We start from the raw sequence: 23,931 nt of genomic DNA on the forward strand, positions 1-23,931 counted from the left end.
GTCCGAGCGGGCCAGACCCATCACCAAAGGAAAACCGATGACCGAACGCAAAGAGAAGATGAAGCTAGGCGTCTTTCTCTACCAACCTGGGCACCACGTTGCGGGGTGGCGTCATCCCGAATCGCGCGCGGATCAGGCGTTGAATTTTCAACTCTATGCCGAGACGGTTCAGCTTGCCGAGCGGGCGAAGTTCGACCTGGCGTTCCTCGCGGACACAGCCGGCATCTGGGGCACCGACATCAAGGATCTGAGCCGCGGCGGAAAATTCGTATCGCAGTTCGAGCCATTGACGTTGCTGTCCGCGCTATCCGTCGTGACGGACCGCATCGGCCTCGTCGCAACGGCCACGACAACATATAACGAACCGTTTCACATCGCACGCAAGTTCGCATCGCTCGATCACTTAAGCGGCGGGCGAGCGGGATGGAACGTCGTGACGTCGTCGAACGAATCGGAAGCGCTCAACTTCAGCCGCGATGCGCACAGTGCGCACGCCGACCGCTATGTGCGTGCGCGAGAGTTCGTTCAGGTGGTTAAAGGCTTGTGGAACAGCTGGGAAGAAGATGCGTTTCTGTACGACAAGGAGGCAGGCCTCTATTTCGACGAACGCAAGGTGCACGTATTGCATCACCGCGGCGAGCACTTTTCGGTGCGAGGACCGCTGAATGTCGCACGCACGCCGCAAGGGCATCCGGTGATATTCGAGGCGGGTCAGTCGGACGCGGGCAAGGCGCTTGCTGCCGAGACAGCGGAAGCTGTCTTCACGATCCAGCAGTCGCTCGCCGGCGCGCAGGGCTACTATGCGGAACTGAAGTCGGGAGCCGAAGCGGCCGGCCGTTCGCCCCGGGACCTGAAGGTGATGCCGGGCGTCTTTCCAATCGTCGGACGCACTGCCGAAGAAGCGGAAGAGAAATACGCGCAGCTTCAGGATCTGGTTCATCCGGACGTCGGGATGACATTGCTTTCCGCGATGCTCGGCGACGTGGACCTGTCGGGCTACAAGCTGGACGAACCACTGCCCGAATTACCCGACACCAACATGAGCAAGAGCCGGCTCGCGTTACTCGTGCGCACCGCGCGCGAGCAGAATCTCACCCTCAGGGAACTGTATCTGACAGTTGCTTGTGCGAGAGGACACTGGATCGTGCGTGGCACCGCGCAACACATCGCAGACCAGCTTGAAGAGCGCTTCGTCAATCATGCGGCCGACGGCTTCATCGTGATGCCGCCGCACTTCCCCGGTGGCTTGATCGACTTTGTCGAACAGGTGGTGCCGGAGCTACAGCGGCGTGGGTTGTTTCGCACCGAGTATCAGGGGCGGACGCTGCGCGATCATCTGGGGTTGCCGCGGCCTGTGGTGTGCGTCGGGTGAAAGCAAATTCACGTGTGGAGTTCGTCACGGTGCAGCCGTCGGATAGTGCATCTGGATACTGTATGGGCGGCGGCACGTAATTGCGGGTGATCGTTCTGTTAGCGCTTTAACGACCGGTAGACCGGGATCGCAATGTATTTGCCTGCAAGCCACGCGAGCATAAACGCCAGGAACCAGGAAGGTCCGAGCACAAAGATGAGCAGAAGGATTTCCTCGTTCGCAATATAGTTGCCGATAAACCATACAAGAATCAGCGCTAGTAAGAAGAAGGCCCCGAACACGGGAATAAGCGCGAACGGGCTACCCCACAGACTCGGTTTGCCAAGCCATGTGTATGTAAATGCCCACGATATGAATCGATTGGACAAGACTAGCGACGCCAGCAGCACAATCATCGTTTTGATCGCGGTCTTCATCGGACAGTTGGCATCCTCTAGTGGGTAAAAGGCCACGCACAATAGCGAGAGTTCAGCCGGAAACACGAAGGCAGGTGACGCTCAGGAGTCTCGCCGGATTGTGCTACTCGGCTAACACCAGAGCGGTGCAGATTCGAGGGCTATACGAACAGGACATCATCGACACTCCGTTCGAATCAGCATTCCGACCTTCGGCGATCCAGCGCAGTGCGGTAAATTCGCTTCCTTATTCGCGTCGGCATATTCGCGTTTGTCCGCAGTACCTGTGAGCCCATCGACCTGTCGACGCAAGGCTACGGCTCTTTTTCAGGTCCGCTAGCGCTTCGACGCACGCGCGTCCTTTGCCTCGTTGAATTCGAGCAGCAGCATGTCGCGAAACCCCTTTGCCGCCGTAGACAACGGGCGAGCGGTCGACGTAATCAGATACGCGCGATAGTCGATGCGCGGCTTGAACGCGGCGATGTGATAGCCGAGATGCGCGAGCTCGAGCGCCGATTCGCGGATCACGAGCCCGACGCCCAGACCATGCGCCACCATATGACAGACCGTCGATGCCCACGGTGTCTCCGCGCGAATGCGTCGTTCGACGCCGCTCGAATCGAATACCGCATCGACGGATGTGCGCGCCTTCACGTTGGAAGCCATCGAAATGAAGTCTTCGCCGGACAGATCGCTCGGCTGCAAAACGGGTCGTCCAGTCAGGCGGTGCCCTTTGGGCAAAATGCACACGATCTCCGAACTGGTGACTTCCTCGCTGCGCAAACCCTCGCGATCCGATGCGCGTAGTGCAATGCCGAGATCGATGGTTTGCCGCGACACGGCTTCGATCACGCTGTCAGTCGACATCGGCTCCAGCGATGTCAGCAGTCCCTCCCGCTCCGCGACATAGCGCGTGATGCGCTCGGTGATCCAGCCCTCGGCGAATGCGGGAAATACACCGACGCGCAAATAGCCGCGCCGTGTCATGCCGATATCTCTCGCCACGTCGTTCAGGTAGTCGAGGCCGCGATATACCTGCGTGACTTCCGCGAAGAAGATTTCCGCTTCCGGCGTCGGCACGAGTTTGCCCCGGCGCCGCTCGAAAGCGACGAAGCCGGCCTCCTGCTCGAAGCGCTCGATCATCCGGCTCACGGCCGGCTGCGATACGTTCAGGCGCTGCCCGGCAACGGTGATCGAACCGTGCGTCATCACCGCGACAAACACTTCCATCTGCTTGGCATTAAGCCTGGCCACGAGCGTGTCCCCCCGACAGTTGATGCAATGCGGTAGCGTTGAAAACCCGCCGAGCAACGATCTTAGGGCATTACATAGAGTAGGATCAAACAAACAAAATTGTAATGGATGTAATAGTTTTGCCTGCCTATAGTCGCTTCATCGACGCATTGCGCACCTTTCGAAACGACTGCTTCACGAGGACAGGCCAGTGGACATTGAAGCTCGCAAAGACATGCAGGACCCCGCTGCGTTTTTCACGGAGACGCCGCTCGTCCACCGGCATAAGGGCGCAGCGCACAGGCCCGGCGTGCAGCAGCCCGCGGGCTTGCGCATTCACGCGCGGCCGAAGAAGTCCGACTGGTTCTGGTACGCCATGCTGCTGGTCGTCTTTGTACTATTCGTCGAACTGGTGGTCGACAATCCCCGCTGGCAGTGGGACATCGTCGCCCATTACCTGTTCAACAAGCGTGTGATGAAGGGACTCGGGAATACATTGATCCTGACCCTGCTGTCGAGCGCGCTTGGCCTGTGTTTTGGCGTCGCGATCGCCGCCTGCCGGATGGCGGACAACGCAGTGCTGCGCGCCGCTGGCTACGTGTACATCTGGATCATCCGCGCGACGCCGCCGCTTGCGATGCTGCTGTTCCTGTTCTTCCTGTCTGCGCTGATCCCGCGGCTCTATCTGCCGTTGCCGTTACTGCACGCGAATCTGTTCGACATCGACACCAACCAGATCGTCTCGCGCTTCAGTGCGGCCGTGATCGGTCTCGCGATGTACCTCGGTGGCTATAGCGCGGAAATTTTTCGCGGCGGCGTTTCAGCCGTCGACCGCGGACAGCGCGAAGCCTGCAAGGCGATCGGCATGAGCGATTTCCGCACGATGTGGCATGTGGTCATGCCGCAAGCGGTACGCATCATCATTCCGCCACTCGCCAACGAACTGATCACGATGTTCAAGAACACATCGCTCGTCACGGTGATCGGCTATGTCGAACTCCTGACAACCGTGCAACTGATCTACGCGACCAACTTCGAAACGATTCCATTGCTGACCGTCGCCTGTATCTGGTATCTGGCGCTGACGAGCCTCGCAATGGCGGCGCAGAGTCTGCTTGAACGTCACTTCAGGAAAGGAGTGCGGACGTGAACCCGATTTTCAAGGAAACATCGGAGATGAACGACGCGACATGCTTTCTCGACATGCGCGCCGTTACGAAGCAGTTCGGCGACTTCATCGCGCTGGATGCTGTGGACTTCTCGCTGTCCAAAGGCGAAGTCGTCGCGATAATCGGGCCGTCCGGTTCGGGCAAGAGCACACTGCTTCGCTGCATCAATATGCTCGAATTGATCGACTCCGGCAGCATCACCTTCAAGGGCGAAGTGCTCGGCACGGAAATGCGCGGGACCCGCTGCGTCCGCCTGCCGAATAAAACACTCGATCAGCAACGCCGTTACTTCGGCATGGTCTTTCAGGGCTTCCATCTGTTCCCGCACTATTCGGCGCTCGACAACGTGCTGGCCGGCCCGTGCATCGTCGGGCGCAAGCGCAAGCGCGACGCGATGGAGCGCGGCAAGTACCTGTTGTCGCGCGTTGGACTCGCAGACCGGATGCACCACTACCCAGCCGAGCTGTCGGGCGGACAGAAGCAGCGCGTCGCGATAGCACGCGCGCTTGCGATGGAACCGGAAGTGATGCTGTTCGACGAGCCGACCAGTGCGCTCGATCCGGAACTCGTCAACGAAGTGCTCAACGTGATCAGAGAGCTGGCGCTCGCGGACACCACGATGATCGTCGTCACGCACGAAATGGAATTTGCGCGCAAGGTGGCAAGCCGGGTAGTGCTGATGGACGGCGGCCGCATCGTCGATGAGGGCACACCGGCCTACATCTTCAACGGCGGCGGAACCGAACGCTGCAAACGCTTTCTTTCCAGCCTGCACACCTAGTGCATGACGGTCAATCGGTGATCTGGAAACTTCAATCGGGATTGGAAAAATGACTGCTACAGACGGAAAAATTCGAATTGGCCTGTCGATGCGCTATCTGGGTTATCACATGGCTGCATGGCGGCATCCGGATGTGCCGTCAGCAGGTGCCATCGATTTCAATTATTTTCTTCGTACTGCAAGGAAAGCGGAAGAAGCCAGACTGGACATGATCTTCTTTGCCGACGGAATCGGTGTCCGCGCAAACGACACGCCTAAAGGATCGCTCGCCCGCGACGCAAAGAATGCCGAACTCGAACCACTGACCTTGCTGGCCGCGATCGGTGCGTGCACATCGCACATCGGCCTCGTCGCGACGGCTTCGACGACGTACAACGAGCCTTTCCATATCGCACGCAAGTATGCATCGATCGACCATATCAGCGGCGGTCGCGCGGGCTGGAACGTCGTCACGTCGTGGTCGCAGCAGGAAGCGTGGAATTTCAGCCGCGACGAGCATCTCGGCTATGAAGAGCGTTATGAGCGCGCGGACGAGTTCGTCGAGGTAGTCAGGAAGCTGTGGGACAGCTGGGAAGACGACGCGTTTATCCGTGACAAGGCGAGCGGTGTTTTCTATGACGAGGCTAAGCTGCATGTGCCGAATCACAAGGGCAAGCACTTCAAGGTGCGCGGCCCGCTGAACTCCGCGCGCACGCCGCAAGGTCGTCCGATCATCGTGCAAGCCGGTGCCGCCGAAGCGGGCCGCGAGCTTGCTGCGCGCTATGCCGATGTCGTCTATAGCAACGCAAGCAGCATGGAAGGCGCCAAGGCCTACTACGACGATCTCAAAGGCCGCCTTGCGAAATACGGTCGCACGCCAGATCAACTTTTGATCATGCCCGGCGTCACGCTGTATGTCGGCAAGACGCGCGGCGACGCGCAGGACAAGTTCGATCAGCTACAAAATCTGATCGATCCGCTTAGCGGATTAGCCATTCTGTACGGCGTGCTCGGCGATCTGTCCGAATACGATCTCGACGGACCAGTGCCCGATGTCGGCAATCAGCGTGTGCGCAGTATCGCGGAGAATCTGCTTGCGCTGGCGCACAGAGAAAACCTGACGATCCGCCAGATGTACAAGCGCGTGGCCTCGGGCAATAACTGGCAGATCGTCGGCACCGCGGAAGACGTCGTCGATGAAATGGAAAGGTGGTTCCGGGCCGGCGCTGCCGATGGCTTCAATATCTGCCCGGCGACATTGCCACAGGGTGTTGACGACCTGACGCAATACATCCTTCCCGAACTGCGCAAGCGCGGGCTGTTCCGCACCGAGTACGAGGCGAGCACGTTGAGAGGCAATCTCGGACTGCGTCCCCTGCACCTTGGCGACTAGATCCCGGTTTCTGAAAAAGTATCGTGCGCCGCTTGCCAAGGAGCGGTGCCTTTCTGACGCGAGGCGTTTCACATGAGCACCGACACGACCGGCGAACTCTTCCGCAACGCGATGGCGCGCTTCACGAACGGTGTCACCGTCATCACGACCGCGAAAAGCGGCACACCGTTCGGCCTGATCGCGACATCGGTGTGCAGCCTGTCTGCCGATCCGCCGACGGTGCTTGTCTGCGTGAATCGAAGCGCGAGCGCACACGACGTGATCCTGCGTGCGAAGGTGTTTGCCGTCAATCTGCTGTCCGCCGATCAGAAGAACGTCGCGCAACGTTTTGCCAGCGAGAAAGGGCCGTCCCGTTTCGATCCGACGCAATGGACAACCGGCAAGAGTGGTGCGCCGTTGCTGACCGGCAGTGTCGTCTCTCTCGATTGCAAGGTAATCGCGACGCACAATGGGTACTCGCATACGATCTTTATCGGCGAGATCACCGATTCATCGACGCACGACGATCCATCCGCGCACTGTCTGTTGTGGCATCAGCGTCATTTCGCGGCCGCGGCGATGGAAGCGAGATGAACATCACGGCAGAACCTGCGCTTTAGTCCGTCCGGTCAACCCCATTCCAATCATCCCCACATAATGACCAGGCCCATCAGTTGCACCCGGATCGTTGCGCGACTCACCGTTGCCACCGTGCTCGGTCTGAGCGTTGCGCCGTGCGTCGTGTCACCCGCTTTCGCCGAAGACGCGCCGCATATCGACGCCATTCCCGCCGACCGCGCGCTTTCCGCACTCGTGCCGGAGCTCTATCGTCAGAAGCAACCGATTACAGTTGCGGTCAATCCGGAGATCGCACCCGTCAAGTTCATCGACGAAGACGGCGACGTGGCGGGTTTCGCGCCCGATCTGATCTCTGCTGCGGCCAAGGTGCTGGGGCTGAAAATCAAGTTCGAGCAGGCATCGTTTGATTCGTTGATTCCGGGCCTCGCCGCGAATCGCTTCGATGTGTTGCTCTCGCTTGGCGATTTTCCGTCGCGTCACGGCAAGGTGACGTTCATCGATTACCTAAACGTGGGCCAGACGATCGTCGCGTCGCGTAAGGCGCGATTGACGCTCAAATCGCTCGACGATCTATGTGGGATGCAAATCGCGCTGCCGCGCGGCACAGCGCCGCTGCAACGAGCCAATGAAGTGAGCAGCAAATGCGTAGCGGACGGTAAGAAAGCAATCTCGATCGCCACCTATCCGGACACCAACATGACGCTGATGTCGCTGACCAACGAAGCGAGCCAGGCTGCATGGGTCGACTCGCCCGCGGCAAACTACAACATCAAGAAGTTTCCAGACAAATACCAGGCGGTGTACTACTACAACCTGTCGTCATACGGAATCGGCTTTGGCGTCGAAGACAACGGCAAGCGGCTCGCTCATGCATTCCAGCAAGCCCTGATCAAGTTGCAGAAGGAAGGGTTTTATCAAGGTGTGATGCAGAAGTGGGGGCTGCCCGCGAAAGACGGACGCCCCACCTTCCCCATCAACGATCCGCAGATGTGAGTCTCTGGCTGGCAGCGAGCAAAATCCACCCCAGACGAAAAAGGCCTTACAAGCGTTGCTTGTAAGGCCTTGATTTCTCTGGTCGGGGCGAGAGGATTTGAACCTCCGACCACCTGCACCCCATGCAGGTACGCTACCAGGCTGCGCTACGCCCCGAAAGCGTGAAAGTATAACAGAGAGTCCTTCCGATTTGAACGCTGATACTTCACACGCGATACAAAACTTGGTGCAACAGAACAGCTAACGTCCGAGCACATCGAGCACGTGAAGCAGTTCCTTGCGCAACGCATCGACATCGACGTTCGCAGATGTCTGCGGCACAACAGTCTCGCTCTCTTCTTCGATCTCAGCGGCCGCATGATGCCCGGAGCCGCCATGTGAATCGAGCCGGTTACGCGCACCGTTGATCGTAAAGCCCTGCTCATAGAGCAACTCGCGAATCCGCCGGATCAGCAGTACTTCATGATGCTGATAGTACCGGCGATTCCCGCGGCGCTTCACCGGCCGCAACTGCGTGAACTCCTGCTCCCAGTAACGCAGCACGTGCGGCTTCACGCCGCACAGTTCGCTGACTTCACCGATGGTGAAGTAGCGCTTTGCTGGAATCGGAGGCAAGACGACTTTTTCGATCGTCGCTGTCATCGTCAGTTAGCCGTATGGGTTGCGCAGAAGGCGCGCGAAACGGTCAGCGCGCGTAGCTTGCTTCAGCGCCGTTCTCCACCAGCGCCTTCAGCTTTTGACTTGCATGAAACGTCACGACACGGCGCGCAGCAATCGGAATCGCTTCGCCGGTTTTCGGATTTCTACCGGGACGCTGCGGTTTGTCGCGCAACTGGAAATTGCCGAAGCCGGACAGCTTCACGCTGTCGCCGCTTTCCAGCGCATCGCGAATCACCTCGAAGAACGCTTCGACCATATCCTTCGCTTCCCGCTTGTTGAGTCCGACATTGTCGAACAGCAACTCGGCAAGCTCGGCCTTGGTCAATGTCGGCGCCTCGCCCGATGCGCCCGCGGATGATGTCGGGATATCGCGAATCATGGCGCTGCGTTGCGCCGAAAGAAGGGCTTCGAAATCACTCGAGTTCATTTCATTCATATCTGTCAAATGGCGCGCCACCCATAAACCGAAACATGCGGAAACTGCTGTTTGCAAGTGACCGTGGGTTATCCGCGCAGCCGTGCGCCATATACTCGAGCCAGACGATTCACCAGAGTTTGAATGGCCAGATCGACCGTTTCATCCTGAAGTGTCCCGCCAGTATCTTGCAAGGTTACACGGAACGCAAGGCTTTTCTCGTGTGTAGCCAACCCACCGGAAGTACTTGATTTTGGACGAAATTCGTCGAAAAGCGCAACCCTTTGAACGGTCTTGCAGGCGTCCTCGGAAAGCGCATTCTGCATCTCGTCGAGCAGTGCCTGAACTTCGATTTTCTGATCCACCACGACGGCAATATCGCGCCGAACCGGCGGGAATTTCGACACATCGGTCGGGCTCGGCAACGTACGCCCAATCAGCGCGTCCGTTTCAATTTCAAACAGAATCGGCGCATGCGGTAAATCGTATTTCTGCATCCAGCGCGGATGCAGTTCGCCGATCCAGCCCACTGCGCGACCATTCAATTCGATGCGCGCGCTGCGCCCCGGATGCAGCGCGGGATGCTCCGCCGTCACGAACCGCGCGACAGCCGGTGCCAGCACCGCCTCCAGGTCGCCCTTCACGTCGAAATAGTCGACTGCGCGCGACGGTGCGCCCCACTGCTCTTCGAGTGCCGGGCCGTAGGCGAGCGCGCCAACCATCTTCGGCTGGGCATAACCTTCCACAGCCAGTTCGCCTGCCTTCATCGCTGCGTCCGGCAGGAACACGCGTCCCGCTTCGAACACACGAACCCGGTCTGCACGGCGATTCAGGTTGTGGCGCAGCACACTGATCAAGCTGCCGAACAGAGTCGTGCGCATGACCGAGAGCTGACTCGCGATCGGATTGAGCAGGCGCACCGGCTTGTCGTTGCCGGCGAAATCCTGTTCCCATTCCGCGTCGACGAAGCTGAAGTTCACCGTTTCCGCATAGTCGCGCGCGGCAAGCGCGTGACGGATCGTGTGAATCGAGCGCTGCGTTTCATTCGTCGCGCGCATTTCGCTCGTGGCCACGGGCGGGCGCGCCGGGATCTTCTCGAAACCGTAGATGCGCGCCACCTCTTCGATCAGGTCTTCCTCGATCTCGATGTCGAAGCGGTACGGCGGCGGCGTTACGGAGAACGTGTCGCCGTCCCGCTCGAACGTCAGACCGAGACACGTGAAGATCTGCGCAATCTCGTCGGCGCCGATTGCTACACCGATGATCCGGTTCGCCCGCGCAACACGCATCTTCACCGGCGTACGTTGCGGCACGTTGACGATCTGGTCGTCGACCGGGCCCGCTGCGCCACCGCAGATATCGAGGATCAGTTGCGTGATGCGTTCGATATGCTCGACGGTCGTCGAATAGTCGACACCGCGTTCGAAACGATGCGCCGCATCGGTAGAGAAGTTGTAGCGGCGCGCGCGGCCACGAATGCTATCCGGCCACCAGAACGCAGCTTCCAGATAGATGTTGGTCGTGTCGAGCGTGACTGCCGTGCTGTCGCCGCCCATGATGCCGGCGAAGCTTTCCAGGTGCCGGTCGTCGGCGATCACGCCGACGGCTTCATCGACTTCAACCGTATTACCGTTCAGCAGTTTCAGCGATTCGCCGCGCCGACCCCAGCGCACATCGAGGCCGCCATGAATCTTGTCGAGGTCGAATACGTGCGACGGCCGACCCAGTTCGAGCATCACGTAGTTCGAGATGTCGACGAGCGCGGAAATGCTGCGCTGGCCCGAGCGTTCCAGACGTTCGACCATCCACTGCGGCGACTTCGCGCGCGCGTTCACGCCGCGAATCACACGACCGGAGAAGCGGCCACACAGATCGGGCGCGGAGATTTTCACCGGCAGCTTTTCGTTCAACGTCGCGGCAACCGGCTTGATATCGAGCGGATGCAGCGTCGCACCGGTGATCGCGGCGGTCTCGCGCGCAACGCCGAATACCGACAGACAGTCAGCCTTGTTCGGCGTCAGCTTGATTTCGAAAATCGTATCGTCGAGGTTCAGCGTTTCGCGAATGTCCTGGCCGATCGGTGTGTCTTCCGGCAGGATCAGCAAGCCGCTGTGATCTTCCGACAGCTTCAGCTCGCGTGCCGAGCACAGCATCCCCTGGCTCTCGACACCACGCAGCTTCGACAGCTTGATTGCGAACGGCGCACCGCCCTCTTCGGCCGGCGGCAACTCTGCACCGACCAGCGCGACCGGCACCTTGATGCCAGGCGCCACGTTCGGCGCGCCACATACGATGTTCAACGTCGTGCCCGTGCCGGCGTCGACCTGGCAAACGTTGAGCTTGTCCGCGTCCGGGTGCTTCACGACTTCGAGCACACGCCCGACGACGATCTTCGAAGTAGCCGGCGCCGCCGGCCGCAGGCTTTCGACTTCGAGGCCCGCCATGGTCAGCGCGTGCGACAGCGCGTCCGTCGTCAGTTGCGGATCGACAAAGGTTCTCAGCCAGGATTCCGGGAATTGCATGGTTCTGTGTACGTTCTGATCAGGTTAGGTCCACGTCCGGCGAATGCATCGGCACCTGCCGGCAGCACAGCGAGCGTTACGCGAATTGGCGCAGGAAACGCAGGTCGTTCTCAAAGAACAGACGCAGGTCCTGCACGCCGTAACGCAGCATCGCGAGCCGCTCGAGGCCGCTGCCAAAAGCAAAGCCGATGTAACGCTCGGGGTCGAGGCCCATGTTGCGGATCACGGTCGGATGAACCTGGCCCGAGCCCGAAATTTCCAGCCACTTACCGGCGTTCTTGCCCTGCTCGAACATCATGTCGATTTCGGCCGACGGTTCGGTGAACGGGAAATACGACGGACGGAAGCGCACGAGAATGTCGTCGCGCTCGAAGAACTTCTTCAGGAAATCCGTGTAGACGCCCTTCAGATCCGCAAAGCTGATGTTCTCGTCGATCCACAGGCCTTCGACCTGGTTGAACATCGGCGAATGCGTCGCGTCGCTGTCCACGCGATAAGTACGGCCCGGCGCGATCGCCTTGATCGGCGGCTTGTTCATGCGGGCGTAGCGAACCTGCATCGGGCTCGTATGCGTACGCAGCAGCAGCTGGCGGCCGTCGGCATCCTTGCCGTCGACATAAAACGTGTCCTGCATCGAGCGCGCCGGATGGTTCTCCGGGCTGTTCAATGCGGTGAAGTTGTACCAGTCGGTTTCGATCTCGGGGCCGTCGGCCACATCGAAACCGATCGAGCGGAAAATCTGTTCGACGCGCTCCCACGTGCGCATCACCGGATGCAGGCTGCCTGCACCGATGCCGCGACCCGGCAGCGTGACGTCGATCGCCTCGGCGGCGAGACGCTGGTTCAGCAACGCATCGGCGAGCGCCTGGCGGCGCGCCGTCAGCGCGGCTTCCACCTGCTGCTTGACGATGTTGATACGCGCGCCTTCAGTTTTACGCGCCTCGGGATCGAGTTTGCCCAAACCCTTCAGCAACTCGGTCAGTGCACCCGACTTACCGAGAAAACGGGCTTTTTCGTTTTCGAGGGTCGTGATGTCGGTGGCCTGTTCGAAGGCTTTTTGCGCGTCGGCGACAATCTGGTCCAGATCCATTGATCCCATCTTTTCAACGTCAGTGTTCTATCGAAACGAAAGTGGCTCGACCAACAAAAAAGGGGCTCGGTGAGGAGCCCCGTTTTTGTTGCAGCGTCACCGAAACCACCGGATCTTCGCTGCAACGAACCACGCAGTACGATGTGCTAACTAGCGCAATCAGGCTGCAACGGCGGCTTTCACCTGCTGAACGATCGCAGCAAAAGCGGCCTTGTCGAACACAGCCATGTCGGCCAGCACCTTGCGGTCGAGTTCGATCGAAGCCTTCTTCAGGCCGTTGATGAACACGCTGTACGTCATGTCGTGCTGACGCACCGCCGCGTTGATACGCGTGATCCACAGTGCGCGGAACACACGCTTCTTGTTGCGGCGATCGCGGTAGGCGTACTGGCCTGCGCGCATGACCGCCTGCTTGGCGATGCGATAGACGTTATTGCGGCGGCCGCGGTAACCCTTGGCCAGCTTGATGATCTTCTTGTGGCGGGCCCGTGCGGTAACCCCACGTTTGACTCTAGGCATAATGAACTCCTGTGAGTTTTAGTTAAGGGTTAGGCGAACGGCAACATTGCGCGCACGGAGTTCAGATCGGAATCATGAACGGCCGTAGAGCCACGCAGGTGACGCTTGTTCTTGGTGGTTTTCTTGGTAAGAATGTGGCGCTTGAAGGCTTGACCGCGCTTGACGGTACCGCCCGGGCGCACCACGAAGCGCTTTGCAGCACTCTTCTTGGTCTTCATCTTAGGCATGACGAACAACTCCATTATTTGATGGATATGGGTGTGCGGTTGGCACGAATGCCCTTTACCGCCCTTCGAAACCCACTCCACTTGGTATGCAGCAGACCTGTCCTGCCGGTCGCCGCTTTTTCAGAAGCAGTGCCTGTGAAACCGGCACTGCTTCGAAACCTGCTGCTTCCCGTCACCTGACGAGAAGCCTGATTTTTCCACAACTACTTTTCACAACCGCCGGGCACATCACACGATGCACCCGCTTGCGGCTTACTTCTTTTTCTTCGGCGACAGCACCATGATCATCTGGCGCCCTTCCATCTTGGGCATCTGCTCGACCTGACCGACTTCGTCGAGGTCGGTGCGCAGACGCTCCAGCATGCGCATACCGATTTCCTGGTGAGCCATTTCGCGACCACGGAAACGCAACGTGATTTTCGTCTTGTCGCCGTCTTCGAGAAAGCGCACGAGATTACGAAGCTTGACGTTGTAATCTCCGTCGTCGGTACCGGGTCGGAACTTCACTTCCTTGACCTGGATGACCTTCTGCTTGAGCTTGGCCTCGTGTTGCTTCTTCGCTTCCTGGTACTTGAATTTGCCGTAGTCCATTAACCGGCAAACAGGCGGTACCGCCTGCGGAGCAATTTCGACCAGATCAACGTCCTGCTGCTCCGACAGTCGGAAAGCATCGGCGAGTTTCACGATGCCCAGCGGTTCGTTTTCGACTCCGACGAGACGCACCTCAGGTGCGGTTATTTCGCCGTTGATGCGATGCGGCTTATCCGTAGCGATGTTACGTTTCCTCTAAAAATTAAAAAAACGAGCCGCGCTGCCGAAGTGGGCTTACCGGAACGACTGCACGTCCTCGCGCAGGCGTTCAGTAAAGGCTTCGACCGGCATTACACCCAGATCGACGCCACCACGGGCACGCACGGCTACCGTTTGTGCATCACGCTCTTTATCGCCGACCACAAGGAGGTACGGCACCTTTTCCAGCGTGTGCTCGCGTATTTTATAGCTAATCTTCTCGTTGCGCAAATCAACCTCTACTCTAACCCCTTGTTTTTGCAACGTTTGGGCGAGAGCAGCGGCATATTCGGCCTGACTTTCGGCGATATTCATCACCACAACCTGCATCGGCGCCAGCCAGGACGGCATTGCACCAGCATGGTGCTCGATCAGAATGCCGAGAAAACGCTCCATTGATCCGACGATTGCCCGGTGCAGCATGATCGGGCGGCGCCGGCCGTTGTCCTCGGCCACGTATTCGGCGCCGAGGCGCTCCGGCAGCACCATATCGAGCTGCAGCGTGCCGCATTGCCACGAGCGGCCGAGCGCGTCCTTGATGTGATATTCGACCTTCGGACCGTAGAACGCGCCCTCCCCGGGCAATTCCTCCCAGCTCACGCCGCAGGCCGTCAGCGCCTCGCGCAGGCCCTGTTCGGCACGATCCCAGGTTTCGTCGGTGCCGGCGCGCGCATCGGGGCGCAGCGACAGCTTGATCTCGACCTGATCGAAGCCGAAGTCCTTGTACACGCTCATCGCGAGCGTGTTGAATGCGATCGACTCGCTGATGAACTGGTCTTCGGTACAGAAAATGTGTGCGTCGTCCTGCACGAAACCGCGCACGCGCATCAGGCCGTGCAGCGCGCCCGACGCTTCATTGCGGTGACACGAGCCGAACTCGGCATAGCGCAACGGCAGATCGCGATACGAACGCAGCCCGTGGTTGAACACCTGCACGTGCCCCGGGCAGTTCATCGGCTTGATCGCGTAGTCGCGTTTCTCCGATTCCGTCGTGAACATGTTCTCGCGATAGTTCTGCCAGTGACCCGACGCTTCCCACAGCGAGCGGTCCATGATCATCGGCGTCTTGATCTCGAGATAGCCCGCATCGTTCACGCGGCGGCGCATATACTGCTCGACCTGCTGCCACAGCGTCCAGCCACGCGGATGCCAGAACACCATGCCCGGCGACTCTTCCTGCATGTGGAACAGGTCGAGTTGCTTGCCGAGCTTGCGGTGATCGCGCTTCTCGGCTTCTTCGAGCATGTGCAGGTACGCGTCCTGATCTTCCTTCTTGACCCACGCCGTACCGTAGATACGCTGCAGCTGTTCGTTCTTCGCATCGCCGCGCCAGTACGCGCCTGCCACACGCATCAGCTTGAACACCTTCAGCTTGCCGGTGGACGGCACGTGCGGGCCGCGGCACAGATCGGTAAAGCCGCCGTGCGAGTAGAGCTTGATTTCGTCGGTAGCGGGAATCGATTCGATGATCTCGGCCTTGTACTTCTCGCCGATGCTCTTGAAGTACGTCACCGCTTCGTCGCGCGACACTACGCGGCGCGACACCGGCTCGTCTTTCTTCGCAAGCTCCTGCATGCGCTTTTCGATCTTCTCGAGATCGTCCGGCGTGAAAGGACGGCTGTATGCGAAGTCGTAGTAGAAGCCGTTATCGATCACCGGGCCGATCGTGACCTGCGCTTCCGGATACAGATCCTTCACCGCATACGCGAGCAAGTGCGCGGTGGAGTGGCGGATGATATCGAGGCCGTCTTTATCTTTATCCGTGACGATGGCGAGCGACGCATCGTGATCGATCAACGCGGACGTATCGACCAGTTCGCCGTCGATCTTGCCGCCAAGCGCGGCTTTGGCCAGACCCGGACCGATCGACGCCGCTACTTCGGCGACCGTAACCGGATGCTCGTACTGTCGAACAGAACCGTCAGGCAGACGTATCGAAACCATTTCGCTCTCCGTGATGCCGACCGGCGGCGGCACATACGATAACCCGATAAAGACGAAAAAAATGCGGCCCCGCTTTCGAGGGGCCGCATTTCACATTCAGCAAACTACAAGGGCGAAAGAGGTCCTCGACTAGCGTCGTTCCGAAGTGGTTCCGGTCAACGTTCGCGGTGTCATAACCGTATTCGCCTTGATGCGCCGAAGCGCATGCTGCTTCATTATTCAAAAACTCCGGCGAACCGGAGTTTCGATTTTCGTTGGTAGGCTCGATTGGACTCGAACCAACGACCCCCACCATGTCAAGGTGGTGCTCTAACCAGCTGAGCTACGAGCCTAAAGAAGCGAAATTATAAGAAGCCCAGCAAATCTTGGCAAGTACTTTTATGCAGCCACATCACAGGAACTGCTCACGACGGGAAACTGCACGCGCTTGCCGTCGGTAGCGTCACGCCTTGCGCGAGGCACGCACGACGCCGGCCACTTCGCCGAGCAACGCGCACGCGCGCTGAACCTGCGCGGCGCTCGATACTTCGACGGTGAATTGCATGTAGGCCGCGTTGCGACGGCTCTGCGTCTTCACGCCGATCACGTTCATCTTCTCGCGCGCAAACACTTCGGAGATATCGCGCAGCAGTCCTTGCCGGTCGCTTGCTTCGATTGCCAGGTCGACTGGGTACACCGACTGGCCGCGGCCGCTCAGCACGTCTGCGGACCATGTGGTCTGCAGCACGCGCTCGGGTGCGCGATCGACCATCCGCAGGAACGTCGGGCAATCGCGCCGGTGAATCGACATGCCCTTGCCGCGCGTGACGAAACCGCTGATCTCATCCGGCGGCGCCGGGCGGCAGCAACGCGCGAGCTGCGTCAGCAGCGCATCGACGCCGACCACCAGCACGCCCGTCGACGCGCCGTGCGCAACGCTCGCACCACTGCTGCGCTTCTCGAACTGCTCGGGTGCCTCGATCTCCGGCTCGGCCGGCGGCGCATCGTGCAGCGCCTGCTCGACGAGTCGCAAGCTGAACTCTTCCTTGCCGACCACCGAGAACAGATCGTCGGTGTCCTTGAAGCCGAGCTTCGCCGCGAGCTGATCGAGATTGACCGAAGTCTTGCCCTCGCGCTGCAAGGTCTTTTCGACCATCGCGCGGCCGGTCGCGATGTTTTCCTGCGCATCGACCGCGTTGAACCACGCGCGCACTTTCTGCCGCGCGCGCGGACTATGCATGTAGCCAAGCTGTGGATTGAGCCAGTCGCGTGACGGACCGCCCTCTTTCACCGCGACGATCTCGACGGTCTGCCCGTTCTGCAGCGACGTGTTGAGCGGGACCATCGCACCGTCGACGCGTGCACCACGGCACCGGTGTCCCAGTTCGCTATGCAGGTGATATGCGAAGTCCACCGGCGTCGAGCCCTGCGGCAACGGAATCACGCGCGCCTGCGGCGTCATCACATAGATGTGATCGTCGTCGACCGTGGCCTGGCGCAAATGCTCCCACGGCTGACTGACCTGCTCCTTGTCGTCGCCCTCGGACACATCGTCCTTCCACGCGAGCAACTGGCGCAGCCATGCGATCTTCTCGTCGTACTTCTCGTCCGCACTGAACTGGCCGTCGTAGCCGCGCGTGCCGGCTTCCTTGTAGCGCCAGTGCGCCGCCACGCCGTACTCGGCAAAGCTATGCATTTCCTGCGTGCGGATCTGCACTTCGAACGCCCGGCCGTCGTCGCCGATCACAACCGTATGCAGCGACTTGTAGCCGTTCGGCTTCGGTCGCGAGATGTAGTCGTCGAACTCTCTCGGCACCGGTTGCCACAGGTTGTGCACGATGCCGAGCACGGTGTAGCAATCCTTGATATCCGGCACGATCACGCGAAACGCGCGCACGTCGTAGAGCTCGGCGAAATCGAGCGCCTTGCCGTGCATCTTGCGCCAGATGCTGTAGATATGCTTCGGCCGGCCGCTCACTTCCGCGCGGATATGTGCCTCGGCCAGCTCGTGCTGCAGCCGGGTGATCGCTTCGTCGACATAGCTCTCGCGCTCGACGCGTTTCTCATCGAGCAGCTTCGCGATGCGCTTGTACGTTTCGGGTTCTTCGAAACGGAACGCGAGGTCCTCGAGCTCCCACTTCAGTTGCCAGATGCCGAGCCGGTTAGCGAGCGGCGCGTAGATATCGAGCGTTTCGCGTGCGACGTCGGGCGACGGTGCCACCTTCGCCGCCGCGTAGTAGCGCAGCGACTGCAACCGCGATGCGAGGCGAATCAGCACGACGCGGATGTCCTGCGCGAACGCGAGCAGCATCTTGCGCAGCGCCTCGATCTGCGCGCGGCGCGCCGCTTCCGCGTCGCGTCCCGCTTCGGGAAACGCGTTCTGCGCGGCGCGCAGGCTGACCGTACCGAGGCGCAACAGCTTGCGCACGTTACCGACGAGCTGCGCCACCTCTTCGCCGAACTTCTCCGCGATGAGCTGCTCCGGGTCCTGCAAGTGCGGCGTCAGCCCGAACAGCGCAGCCGCGAGCACAGCGGGCGGATCGACGTTGAGCGTACGCATGATCGACGCCGTGCCGATCGCGTGTTCCGCGAGCAGTTCACCGGACGACAGCCGCACGTCGCCCGCATGTTCGCGGACGAACGCCAGCGCGTCGTCGAAAGACGGCACAGGTTGAGGCACAGTCGTAACGGTATCGGTATTCATGGTGCAGCGGTCCGCCGGCTCCGGCGAACCTGGGTATTCGACAGCAAATTCAGCTAGCTACGCTGCGCAGCCACGACGACCACTTCGACGAGGCACTTCGGGTTCGCGAGGCTCGCTTCGACCGTCGCGCGCGGCGGCGTCGCACCTTGTGCGACCCACTCGTCCCACACCGCGTTCATGCCGGCGAAATGGACCATGTCCGAGATGTAGATCTGCACGGACAGCAGATGCGATTTGTCGCTGTTCACTTCGCCCAGCAGGCGATCGATGTGCCCGAGCACTTCGCGCGTCTGACCGGCGATGTCCTGCTCGGTGTCTTCGGCGATCTGGCCGGCGAGGTAGACCGTGCCGTTGTACACGGCGATTTCGGAAAGGCGCTTGCCGACGTGGTGACGAATGACTGCCATGAAATGTCCTGACGGTTAAGGGTGAACGGATGCACTGCGCATTGCCGCGAATGGCGCGCCGCGCAACCGCATATTATGACGCGTCGGCATCCGCGCCGATGAAGAAACGTCGCGCGATGTCGATCTGGTCCGCCGATAGAAACGCCGGCGCGTGCCCCACGCCTTCGATCTCGACGCTCGACACCGCACGCCCGCGCTCCACCATCTGAGCCAGCGTTTCGCGCGACAACAGATCCGATTGCGCGCCGCGCACGGCCAGCACCGGCCCCGGTGCGGTAGCGAGCGCGTGCCACAGCGCCGCTTCGCCGAGCGCGGTCTGTTCCGCGGTTAGCGCGGCGAACGGCTCGGCGATGCGCGGATCGTAGCGGAACTGCCATGCGCCATCGCGCTCGTGCAGTAGCGGCGTATTGATCTCGCGCCATTCGTCGGGCGTCAGCGGGCCGAACGTTTTCGCGAGCAGCGCCGCATGATCGATGCCCTGCTGCAGCGTCTCGAAGCGCGCGGGCTTGCCCAGGTAATCGCCGATGCGCGCAACGGCCGCGGGATCCAGACGCGGACCGACATCGTTGAGCAGCAGCTTGCGGATCGGCGAGCCCGGCAGACCGGCCAGTCCCATGCCGATCAAACCGCCCATCGACGTGCCGAACCAATCGACCGTTTCCACATCGAGGCGCGCGATCAGCGTGATCATGTCCGCGACATACTGGGGCACCGTGTAACCCGCTGGATTGACGAGCCACGACGACAAGCCGCGGCCTACGACATCGGGGCACACCACCCGGTACACGCCCGACAACGCCCGCGCCACCCGATCGAAATCGCGACCTGAGCGCGTGAGCCCATGAACGCAAAGCAGCACGCGCGGATTGGCCGGATCGCCCCACTCGGTATAGGCGACGCGATGCAGGCCGCTTGCGCTCGAACACTGGACGAAACGCTGACGTGGCGCAGAGGAATCGACGGATGCGGCGGGAACGGCGGACGTGGCGGTCATCAGGGGGTCCTTACGAAGACACGGGCGGAGAGTCCATCGGTGGCGTGGGCTGCGGCGCTACCGGACATTGCAGGCGAGCGGCCCAGCGGCGCAGCCCGAAGAAAGCTGCGGAACAGGGCTAATTGTAAACCGCTTTGTCATGGGGGACCCGCAAACGCGCCGCCATCGGCCAGTGGCTCGGCGATCAGCCCGGCCCAAAAACAAAGCGGGCGAAACCCCGGATTCCTGGGTTCCGCCCGCCTCGTGCGACACCGCGACTGCAACCTGCGCGGCAACTGCCCGTCTCGCTTCGCTTGCGTGTCAGTGCGACTGCCGCCTGTGTAGCAACCTGCCTATACCGTTTCGATCAGTTCACGGCGCTCACGTCGAGCGGCGCGCCGGTCTTCGCCTTGATCTCATCGACGCTCACGCCCGGCGCCAGTTCGACCAGTTTCAGTCCGTCGGCGGTCACGTCGATCACACCGAGATCGGTGATGATCTGATTGACGACACCCACACCCGTCAGCGGCAACGTGCATTCTTCGAGAATCTTGTGCTGATCGCCCTTCGCGACGTGCTCCATCAGCACGACCACACGCTTCACGCCGGCCACCAGATCCATCGCGCCGCCCATGCCCTTGATCATCTTGCCCGGGATCATCCAGTTCGCGAGATCGCCCTTCTTGCTGATCTGCATCGCGCCGAGGATCGCGAGATTGATGTGGCCGCCGCGAATCATCGCAAACGAATCCGCCGACGAAAAAATCGACGAACCCGGCAGCGTCGTCACCGTCTGCTTGCCGGCGTTGATCAGATCCGCGTCGACTTCTTCTTCGGTCGGCGACGGGCCGATACCGAGCAGACCGTTCTCCGATTGCAGCCACACTTCGACGCCGGCCGGCACGTGGTTCGCCACCAGCGTCGGCAGGCCGATACCGAGGTTCACGTAGAAACCGTCCTGCAGTTCTTTCGCCGCGCGTGCGGCCATTTCGTCACGAGTCCATGCCATGATCACGCTCCTTTCGCGCGGACGATGCGTTGTTCGATGCGTTTCTCCGGATGCGCATTCAGCACGATGCGCTGCACGAAGATGCCCGGCGTGTGGATCGCGTCCGGATCGAGCTCGCCCACCTCGACGATCTCTTCGACTTCCGCGACCGTGATCTTGCCGGCCATCGCGCACATCGGGTTGAAGTTGCGCGCGGTGCGGCGATAGATCAGGTTGCCCGATTTGTCGGCTTTCCATGCCTTGACGAGCGCGACGTCAGCGGTCAGCGAACGTTCGAGTACGTATTGCCTGCCGTCGAAATCGCGGGTTTCCTTGCCTTCGGCAATCAGCGTACCGAAGCCAGTGTTGGTGAAGAACGCCGGGATGCCCGAGCCGCCCGCGCGCAGCTTCTCGGCGAGCGTGCCTTGCGGCGTGAATTCAAGTTCGAGTTCGCCGGCCAAATACTGGCGCTCGAACTCCTTGTTCTCGCCGACATACGACGAGATCATCTTCTTGACCTGGCGCGTCTCGAGCAACTGGCCGAGACCGAAGCCGTCGACGCCCGCATTGTTGCTGATACACGTGATGCCTTTCACGCCGGTGTCGCGCAGCGCCGCGATCAGCGCCTCCGGAATGCCGCACAGACCAAAGCCACCGACGGCGAACGTCTGCCCGTCCTTGACGATGTCTTCGAGCGCGGCAGTCGCGCCTGGATAGACCTTGTTCATCAGTTTGTCCCTTCCTCGATATGAAACCCGAAAACCGGATCGATGCGCTGCGCCGCTGTCGCGGCCCGTCACGTCACGTCACGTCATTCTAGTCGTCCGCGGTGGGCGTCGTCGCTGGATCGCGCAACCTGCGTCCCGCTCGCTCGCCCGTGCTGCGCGGCCTTGTGATTTGTTCGAAAGGGTACGCTGCGGCAGCGATACGGCACAATACGCAAAAATACATAAGTGTTCGCCATTGCTCTTCACCACCCGCCGCCGACGCCCGCCCTCGATTACCAGACTGCCTTCCACCTTGCGCCGATCGGACTCGTGCTGTCGCGCGAGCGGATCATCGAAGACTGCAACGACCAGCTCGCGGCGATCTTCGGCCGTACGCGCGAGTCGTTGCTCGGGCAATCGTTTCAGGTGCTCTATCCATCGTCCGATGAATTCGAGCGGATCGGCGCGCGCATTCCGCCGATCATGACCGCTCAGGGCAGCTACGCCGACGACCGCATCATGAAGCGCACGAACGGCGAACTGTTCTGGTGTCACGTGACCGGCCGTTCGCTCGATCGCGGCGACCCGCATGCGGCGGGCGTCTGGACTTTCGAGGATCTGAGCGCAACCCGGCGCGTTGCCGTCGAACTGACGCCGCGCGAGCGCGAGATCGCCGCGCAACTGGTGACGGGAAAGACGAGCAAACAGATTGGCCGCGCGCTCGATATCAGTTCCCGCACTGTCGATGTGTATCGCGCGAAATTGATGCGCAAATACGATACGGGCAATGCCACCGAGCTGCTGCAGCGGCTGCTCGGGCATTGACGGGTGACGGCGTAACAGAAGGGAGATGGGGTGCTGGCTACGCTCAGCCGAGCTTGACGAGCAGCGCGTTCTCGATCGTCCCGCGCAGCAGGTCCGGCAGCGGCGTCGACTTGCCGGCTGCATAGTCGATCCACACGCAGCGTGCGGCGCCGCGTGCATAAAGCGTCTGCGGATCGTCGGCGCGGAACAGTTCGAAACCGGTATCGAAGCTGCTGCGCCCGGGTTTGCCGACCGTCATCCGGCCGATCACGTCGCCGGGATAATGCAGCTGCCGGAGAAACTCCATCGATGCATTGACGAGCACCGGTCCCTGCCCCTGGCCGTTGCCGCCTGCAATGCCGATCTGCTCAAACCAGGAGAGCCGCACCTGCTCCATGTAGCGGAAATAGATCGTATTGTTGACGTGGCCGAACGCGTCCATATCGCCCCAGCGGATCGGCATCGACATCTCGAAGACTGCGTGGTATTCGCTCATCGTACTTCTTCTGCTCGTTAAAACCGGCACGGCGCGCGCCGTGCCAGGCGGTCGTCAGGCGAGGCCGAAGCCATCGTCGGCGGCAATGATCGAACCGTTGATGAACTGCGATTCGTCGGCGGCGAGCAACAGCAGCAGGCCGTCCAGATCTTCCGGCTTGCCGACGCGGTGCCGCGGCAGCAGCGACACCAGCTTCTGCCCCTGCTCGGTCGACCAGTGATGGTGATTGATTTCCGTATCGATGTAGCCAGGGCAGATCGCGTTCACATTGATGCCGTGACGGCCCCATTCCTGCGCCATCGCCTTCGTCATATGGACGACAGCGGCCTTGCTCATCGAATACAGGCCGATTTGCGGAAACGCCCGCAGCCCCGCCACCGACGCAATGTTGATGATCCGGTAAGCGGGCTTCTGGCCGCCGTTGTTGCTGCGCATGATCATCCGCTTCGCGACTTCCTGGGCGACGAAGAAAGCGCCGCGCGTGTTCGTGTCGAACACGTATTCGAAATCGGCGGGCGTGACTTCGGACAGCTTCTGCGTGGTCGACACGCCCGAGTTATTGACGAGGATGTCGATCGTGCCCGCTTCGGTCTCGGCGTGCGCCACTGCCGACTTGATGCTCTGATAATCGGTGACATCGAGCGAGACGACGTGCGCCGCGCCGCCGGAGGCTTCGATTTCAGCGCGTAGTTCCTTCAGGCGTTCGGTACGGCGGCTGGCCAGCACGACCTTCGCACCGGCCTGCGACAGCACTTGCGCAAAGCGCTTGCCGAGTCCGCTCGACGCGCCGGTAATCAGCGCGACCTTGCCTTCCAGATTGATCGAACGGCCCAT

The 23,931-nt window shown here is 60.7% G+C and carries 24 protein-coding genes and 2 tRNA genes; 7 read left to right on the top strand and 19 right to left on the bottom strand.

The genetic code is table 11. The features are described 5' to 3' along the window. Positions 1–37 precede the first annotated feature (37 nt). Positions 38–1,372, top strand: coding sequence for an LLM class flavin-dependent oxidoreductase (locus tag FNZ07_RS26705; RefSeq protein ID WP_091020175.1), 1,335 nt, complete (start codon positions 38–40; stop codon positions 1,370–1,372). 98 nt (positions 1,373–1,470) lie between these two features. Here the strand turns inward: FNZ07_RS26705 and FNZ07_RS26710 are convergent, their stop codons facing one another. After that, positions 1,471–1,788 (bottom strand): hypothetical protein, encoded by a 318-nt coding sequence (locus FNZ07_RS26710; RefSeq protein ID WP_091020173.1) that lies wholly within the window; start codon positions 1,786–1,788, stop codon positions 1,471–1,473. Positions 1,789–2,103: 315 nt separating this feature from the next. Further along, entirely contained in the window at positions 2,104–3,021 is a 918-nt protein-coding gene (locus tag FNZ07_RS26715; protein WP_091020171.1) for a LysR substrate-binding domain-containing protein, read from the bottom strand. Positions 3,022–3,211: 190 nt separating this feature from the next. Between FNZ07_RS26715 and FNZ07_RS26720 the strand changes: the two genes are divergently transcribed. The 5 genes from FNZ07_RS26720 to FNZ07_RS26740 all read left to right on the top strand — a co-directional run bounded on the left by FNZ07_RS26720 (position 3,212) and on the right by FNZ07_RS26740 (position 7,873). Continuing rightward, positions 3,212–4,150, top strand: a complete 939-nt coding sequence (locus FNZ07_RS26720; RefSeq protein ID WP_091020169.1) for an amino acid ABC transporter permease — start codon at positions 3,212–3,214, stop codon at positions 4,148–4,150. Between the two features lie 26 nt (positions 4,151–4,176). Then, positions 4,177–4,950 (top strand): amino acid ABC transporter ATP-binding protein, encoded by a 774-nt coding sequence (locus FNZ07_RS26725; RefSeq protein ID WP_407670728.1) that lies wholly within the window; start codon positions 4,177–4,179, stop codon positions 4,948–4,950. Between the two features lie 49 nt (positions 4,951–4,999). Then, a complete protein-coding gene (locus FNZ07_RS26730; protein WP_091020164.1) occupies positions 5,000–6,322 on the top strand; it encodes an LLM class flavin-dependent oxidoreductase in 1,323 nt (440 codons plus the stop codon). A 72-nt stretch (positions 6,323–6,394) separates the two neighbouring features. Beyond that, positions 6,395–6,895: a flavin reductase family protein gene (locus FNZ07_RS26735; RefSeq protein WP_091020162.1), complete on the top strand. Its 501-nt coding sequence runs from the start codon at positions 6,395–6,397 to the stop codon at positions 6,893–6,895. Between the two features lie 63 nt (positions 6,896–6,958). Then, on the top strand, positions 6,959–7,873 hold the full coding sequence (locus FNZ07_RS26740; RefSeq protein ID WP_091020159.1) for an ABC transporter substrate-binding protein: 915 nt from the start codon (positions 6,959–6,961) through the stop codon (positions 7,871–7,873). 79 nt (positions 7,874–7,952) lie between these two features. Here FNZ07_RS26740 and FNZ07_RS26745 read toward each other — a convergent pair. From FNZ07_RS26745 to FNZ07_RS26820, 15 genes are all read right to left on the bottom strand, one after another. Then, positions 7,953–8,029 (bottom strand) — tRNA-Pro (locus FNZ07_RS26745). A gap of 84 nt (positions 8,030–8,113) precedes the next feature. Continuing rightward, positions 8,114–8,515, bottom strand: a complete 402-nt coding sequence (locus FNZ07_RS26750; RefSeq protein WP_091020157.1) for a MerR family transcriptional regulator — start codon at positions 8,513–8,515, stop codon at positions 8,114–8,116. 43 nt (positions 8,516–8,558) lie between these two features. Further along, entirely contained in the window at positions 8,559–8,969 is a 411-nt protein-coding gene (locus tag FNZ07_RS26755) for an integration host factor subunit alpha (RefSeq protein WP_091020155.1), read from the bottom strand. A 68-nt stretch (positions 8,970–9,037) separates the two neighbouring features. Then, a complete protein-coding gene (gene pheT / locus FNZ07_RS26760; RefSeq protein WP_091020153.1) occupies positions 9,038–11,470 on the bottom strand; it encodes a phenylalanine--tRNA ligase subunit beta in 2,433 nt (810 codons plus the stop codon). 76 nt (positions 11,471–11,546) lie between these two features. Next, the gene (gene pheS / locus FNZ07_RS26765) at positions 11,547–12,560 is read right to left on the bottom strand and encodes a phenylalanine--tRNA ligase subunit alpha (RefSeq protein WP_170275842.1); all 1,014 of its coding nucleotides are present in this window, start codon (positions 12,558–12,560) and stop codon (positions 11,547–11,549) included. Positions 12,561–12,719: 159 nt separating this feature from the next. Next, positions 12,720–13,079: a 50S ribosomal protein L20 gene (rplT, locus tag FNZ07_RS26770; protein ID WP_006052502.1), complete on the bottom strand. Its 360-nt coding sequence runs from the start codon at positions 13,077–13,079 to the stop codon at positions 12,720–12,722. 29 nt (positions 13,080–13,108) lie between these two features. Continuing rightward, a complete protein-coding gene (rpmI, locus tag FNZ07_RS26775) occupies positions 13,109–13,306 on the bottom strand; it encodes a 50S ribosomal protein L35 (protein ID WP_006052501.1) in 198 nt (65 codons plus the stop codon). A 252-nt stretch (positions 13,307–13,558) separates the two neighbouring features. Then, positions 13,559–14,080, bottom strand: coding sequence for a translation initiation factor IF-3 (gene infC, locus FNZ07_RS26780; RefSeq protein WP_091020146.1), 522 nt, complete (start codon positions 14,078–14,080; stop codon positions 13,559–13,561). A gap of 51 nt (positions 14,081–14,131) precedes the next feature. After that, positions 14,132–16,039, bottom strand: coding sequence for a threonine--tRNA ligase (gene thrS, locus FNZ07_RS26785; RefSeq protein WP_091020143.1), 1,908 nt, complete (start codon positions 16,037–16,039; stop codon positions 14,132–14,134). A 255-nt stretch (positions 16,040–16,294) separates the two neighbouring features. Next, positions 16,295–16,371: transfer RNA gene (locus FNZ07_RS26795), tRNA-Val, on the bottom strand. A gap of 110 nt (positions 16,372–16,481) precedes the next feature. Beyond that, positions 16,482–18,722, bottom strand: a complete 2,241-nt coding sequence (locus FNZ07_RS26800) for a RelA/SpoT family protein (RefSeq protein WP_091020141.1) — start codon at positions 18,720–18,722, stop codon at positions 16,482–16,484. Between the two features lie 53 nt (positions 18,723–18,775). Continuing rightward, a complete protein-coding gene (locus FNZ07_RS26805) occupies positions 18,776–19,129 on the bottom strand; it encodes a RidA family protein (protein WP_091020139.1) in 354 nt (117 codons plus the stop codon). A gap of 73 nt (positions 19,130–19,202) precedes the next feature. Continuing rightward, entirely contained in the window at positions 19,203–20,123 is a 921-nt protein-coding gene (locus tag FNZ07_RS26810) for an alpha/beta fold hydrolase (protein WP_091020137.1), read from the bottom strand. Between the two features lie 346 nt (positions 20,124–20,469). Beyond that, positions 20,470–21,111 (bottom strand): CoA transferase subunit B, encoded by a 642-nt coding sequence (locus FNZ07_RS26815; RefSeq protein ID WP_091020134.1) that lies wholly within the window; start codon positions 21,109–21,111, stop codon positions 20,470–20,472. 2 nt (positions 21,112–21,113) lie between these two features. After that, positions 21,114–21,818: a CoA transferase subunit A gene (locus tag FNZ07_RS26820; RefSeq protein ID WP_091020131.1), complete on the bottom strand. Its 705-nt coding sequence runs from the start codon at positions 21,816–21,818 to the stop codon at positions 21,114–21,116. 234 nt (positions 21,819–22,052) lie between these two features. On the opposite strand from FNZ07_RS26820, the gene FNZ07_RS26825 reads away from it, so the two are divergent. Continuing rightward, the gene (locus FNZ07_RS26825; protein ID WP_091020223.1) at positions 22,053–22,622 is read left to right on the top strand and encodes a LuxR C-terminal-related transcriptional regulator; all 570 of its coding nucleotides are present in this window, start codon (positions 22,053–22,055) and stop codon (positions 22,620–22,622) included. 43 nt (positions 22,623–22,665) lie between these two features. Here FNZ07_RS26825 and FNZ07_RS26830 read toward each other — a convergent pair whose 3' ends face one another. Both FNZ07_RS26830 and FNZ07_RS26835 read right to left on the bottom strand, forming a co-directional pair. After that, positions 22,666–23,097 (bottom strand): acyl-CoA thioesterase, encoded by a 432-nt coding sequence (locus tag FNZ07_RS26830; protein ID WP_091020129.1) that lies wholly within the window; start codon positions 23,095–23,097, stop codon positions 22,666–22,668. Positions 23,098–23,151: 54 nt separating this feature from the next. Then, positions 23,152–23,931: an SDR family oxidoreductase gene (locus tag FNZ07_RS26835; RefSeq protein WP_091020126.1), complete on the bottom strand. Its 780-nt coding sequence runs from the start codon at positions 23,929–23,931 to the stop codon at positions 23,152–23,154.

Source organism: Paraburkholderia megapolitana, assembly GCF_007556815.1.
Taxonomy (GTDB): domain Bacteria; phylum Pseudomonadota; class Gammaproteobacteria; order Burkholderiales; family Burkholderiaceae; genus Paraburkholderia; species Paraburkholderia megapolitana.

Excerpts from the sequence above, each read along its gene's own strand:
- rplT (WP_006052502.1), bottom strand. The coding sequence starts at position 13,079 with ATGCCTAGAGTCAAACGTGGGGTTACCGCACGGGCCCGCCACAAGAAG.
- FNZ07_RS26725 (WP_407670728.1), top strand. The coding sequence starts at position 4,177 with ATGAACGACGCGACATGCTTTCTCGACATGCGCGCCGTTACGAAGCAG.
- FNZ07_RS26710 (WP_091020173.1), bottom strand. The coding sequence starts at position 1,788 with ATGAAGACCGCGATCAAAACGATGATTGTGCTGCTGGCGTCGCTAGTC.
- FNZ07_RS26735 (WP_091020162.1), top strand. The coding sequence starts at position 6,395 with ATGAGCACCGACACGACCGGCGAACTCTTCCGCAACGCGATGGCGCGC.
- FNZ07_RS26755 (WP_091020155.1), bottom strand. The coding sequence starts at position 8,969 with ATGAATGAAATGAACTCGAGTGATTTCGAAGCCCTTCTTTCGGCGCAA.
- pheT (WP_091020153.1), bottom strand. The coding sequence starts at position 11,470 with ATGCAATTCCCGGAATCCTGGCTGAGAACCTTTGTCGATCCGCAACTG.
- pheS (WP_170275842.1), bottom strand. The coding sequence starts at position 12,560 with ATGGATCTGGACCAGATTGTCGCCGACGCGCAAAAAGCCTTCGAACAG.
- FNZ07_RS26830 (WP_091020129.1), bottom strand. The coding sequence starts at position 23,097 with ATGAGCGAATACCACGCAGTCTTCGAGATGTCGATGCCGATCCGCTGG.
- FNZ07_RS26740 (WP_091020159.1), top strand. The coding sequence starts at position 6,959 with ATGACCAGGCCCATCAGTTGCACCCGGATCGTTGCGCGACTCACCGTT.
- FNZ07_RS26810 (WP_091020137.1), bottom strand. The coding sequence starts at position 20,123 with ATGACCGCCACGTCCGCCGTTCCCGCCGCATCCGTCGATTCCTCTGCG.
- FNZ07_RS26805 (WP_091020139.1), bottom strand. The coding sequence starts at position 19,129 with ATGGCAGTCATTCGTCACCACGTCGGCAAGCGCCTTTCCGAAATCGCC.
- rpmI (WP_006052501.1), bottom strand. The coding sequence starts at position 13,306 with ATGCCTAAGATGAAGACCAAGAAGAGTGCTGCAAAGCGCTTCGTGGTG.
- FNZ07_RS26705 (WP_091020175.1), top strand. The coding sequence starts at position 38 with ATGACCGAACGCAAAGAGAAGATGAAGCTAGGCGTCTTTCTCTACCAA.
- FNZ07_RS26750 (WP_091020157.1), bottom strand. The coding sequence starts at position 8,515 with ATGACAGCGACGATCGAAAAAGTCGTCTTGCCTCCGATTCCAGCAAAG.
- FNZ07_RS26815 (WP_091020134.1), bottom strand. The coding sequence starts at position 21,111 with ATGGCATGGACTCGTGACGAAATGGCCGCACGCGCGGCGAAAGAACTG.
- FNZ07_RS26820 (WP_091020131.1), bottom strand. The coding sequence starts at position 21,818 with ATGAACAAGGTCTATCCAGGCGCGACTGCCGCGCTCGAAGACATCGTC.
- thrS (WP_091020143.1), bottom strand. The coding sequence starts at position 16,039 with ATGGTTTCGATACGTCTGCCTGACGGTTCTGTTCGACAGTACGAGCAT.
- FNZ07_RS26730 (WP_091020164.1), top strand. The coding sequence starts at position 5,000 with ATGACTGCTACAGACGGAAAAATTCGAATTGGCCTGTCGATGCGCTAT.
- FNZ07_RS26800 (WP_091020141.1), bottom strand. The coding sequence starts at position 18,722 with ATGAATACCGATACCGTTACGACTGTGCCTCAACCTGTGCCGTCTTTC.
- FNZ07_RS26835 (WP_091020126.1), bottom strand. The coding sequence starts at position 23,931 with ATGGGCCGTTCGATCAATCTGGAAGGCAAGGTCGCGCTGATTACCGGC.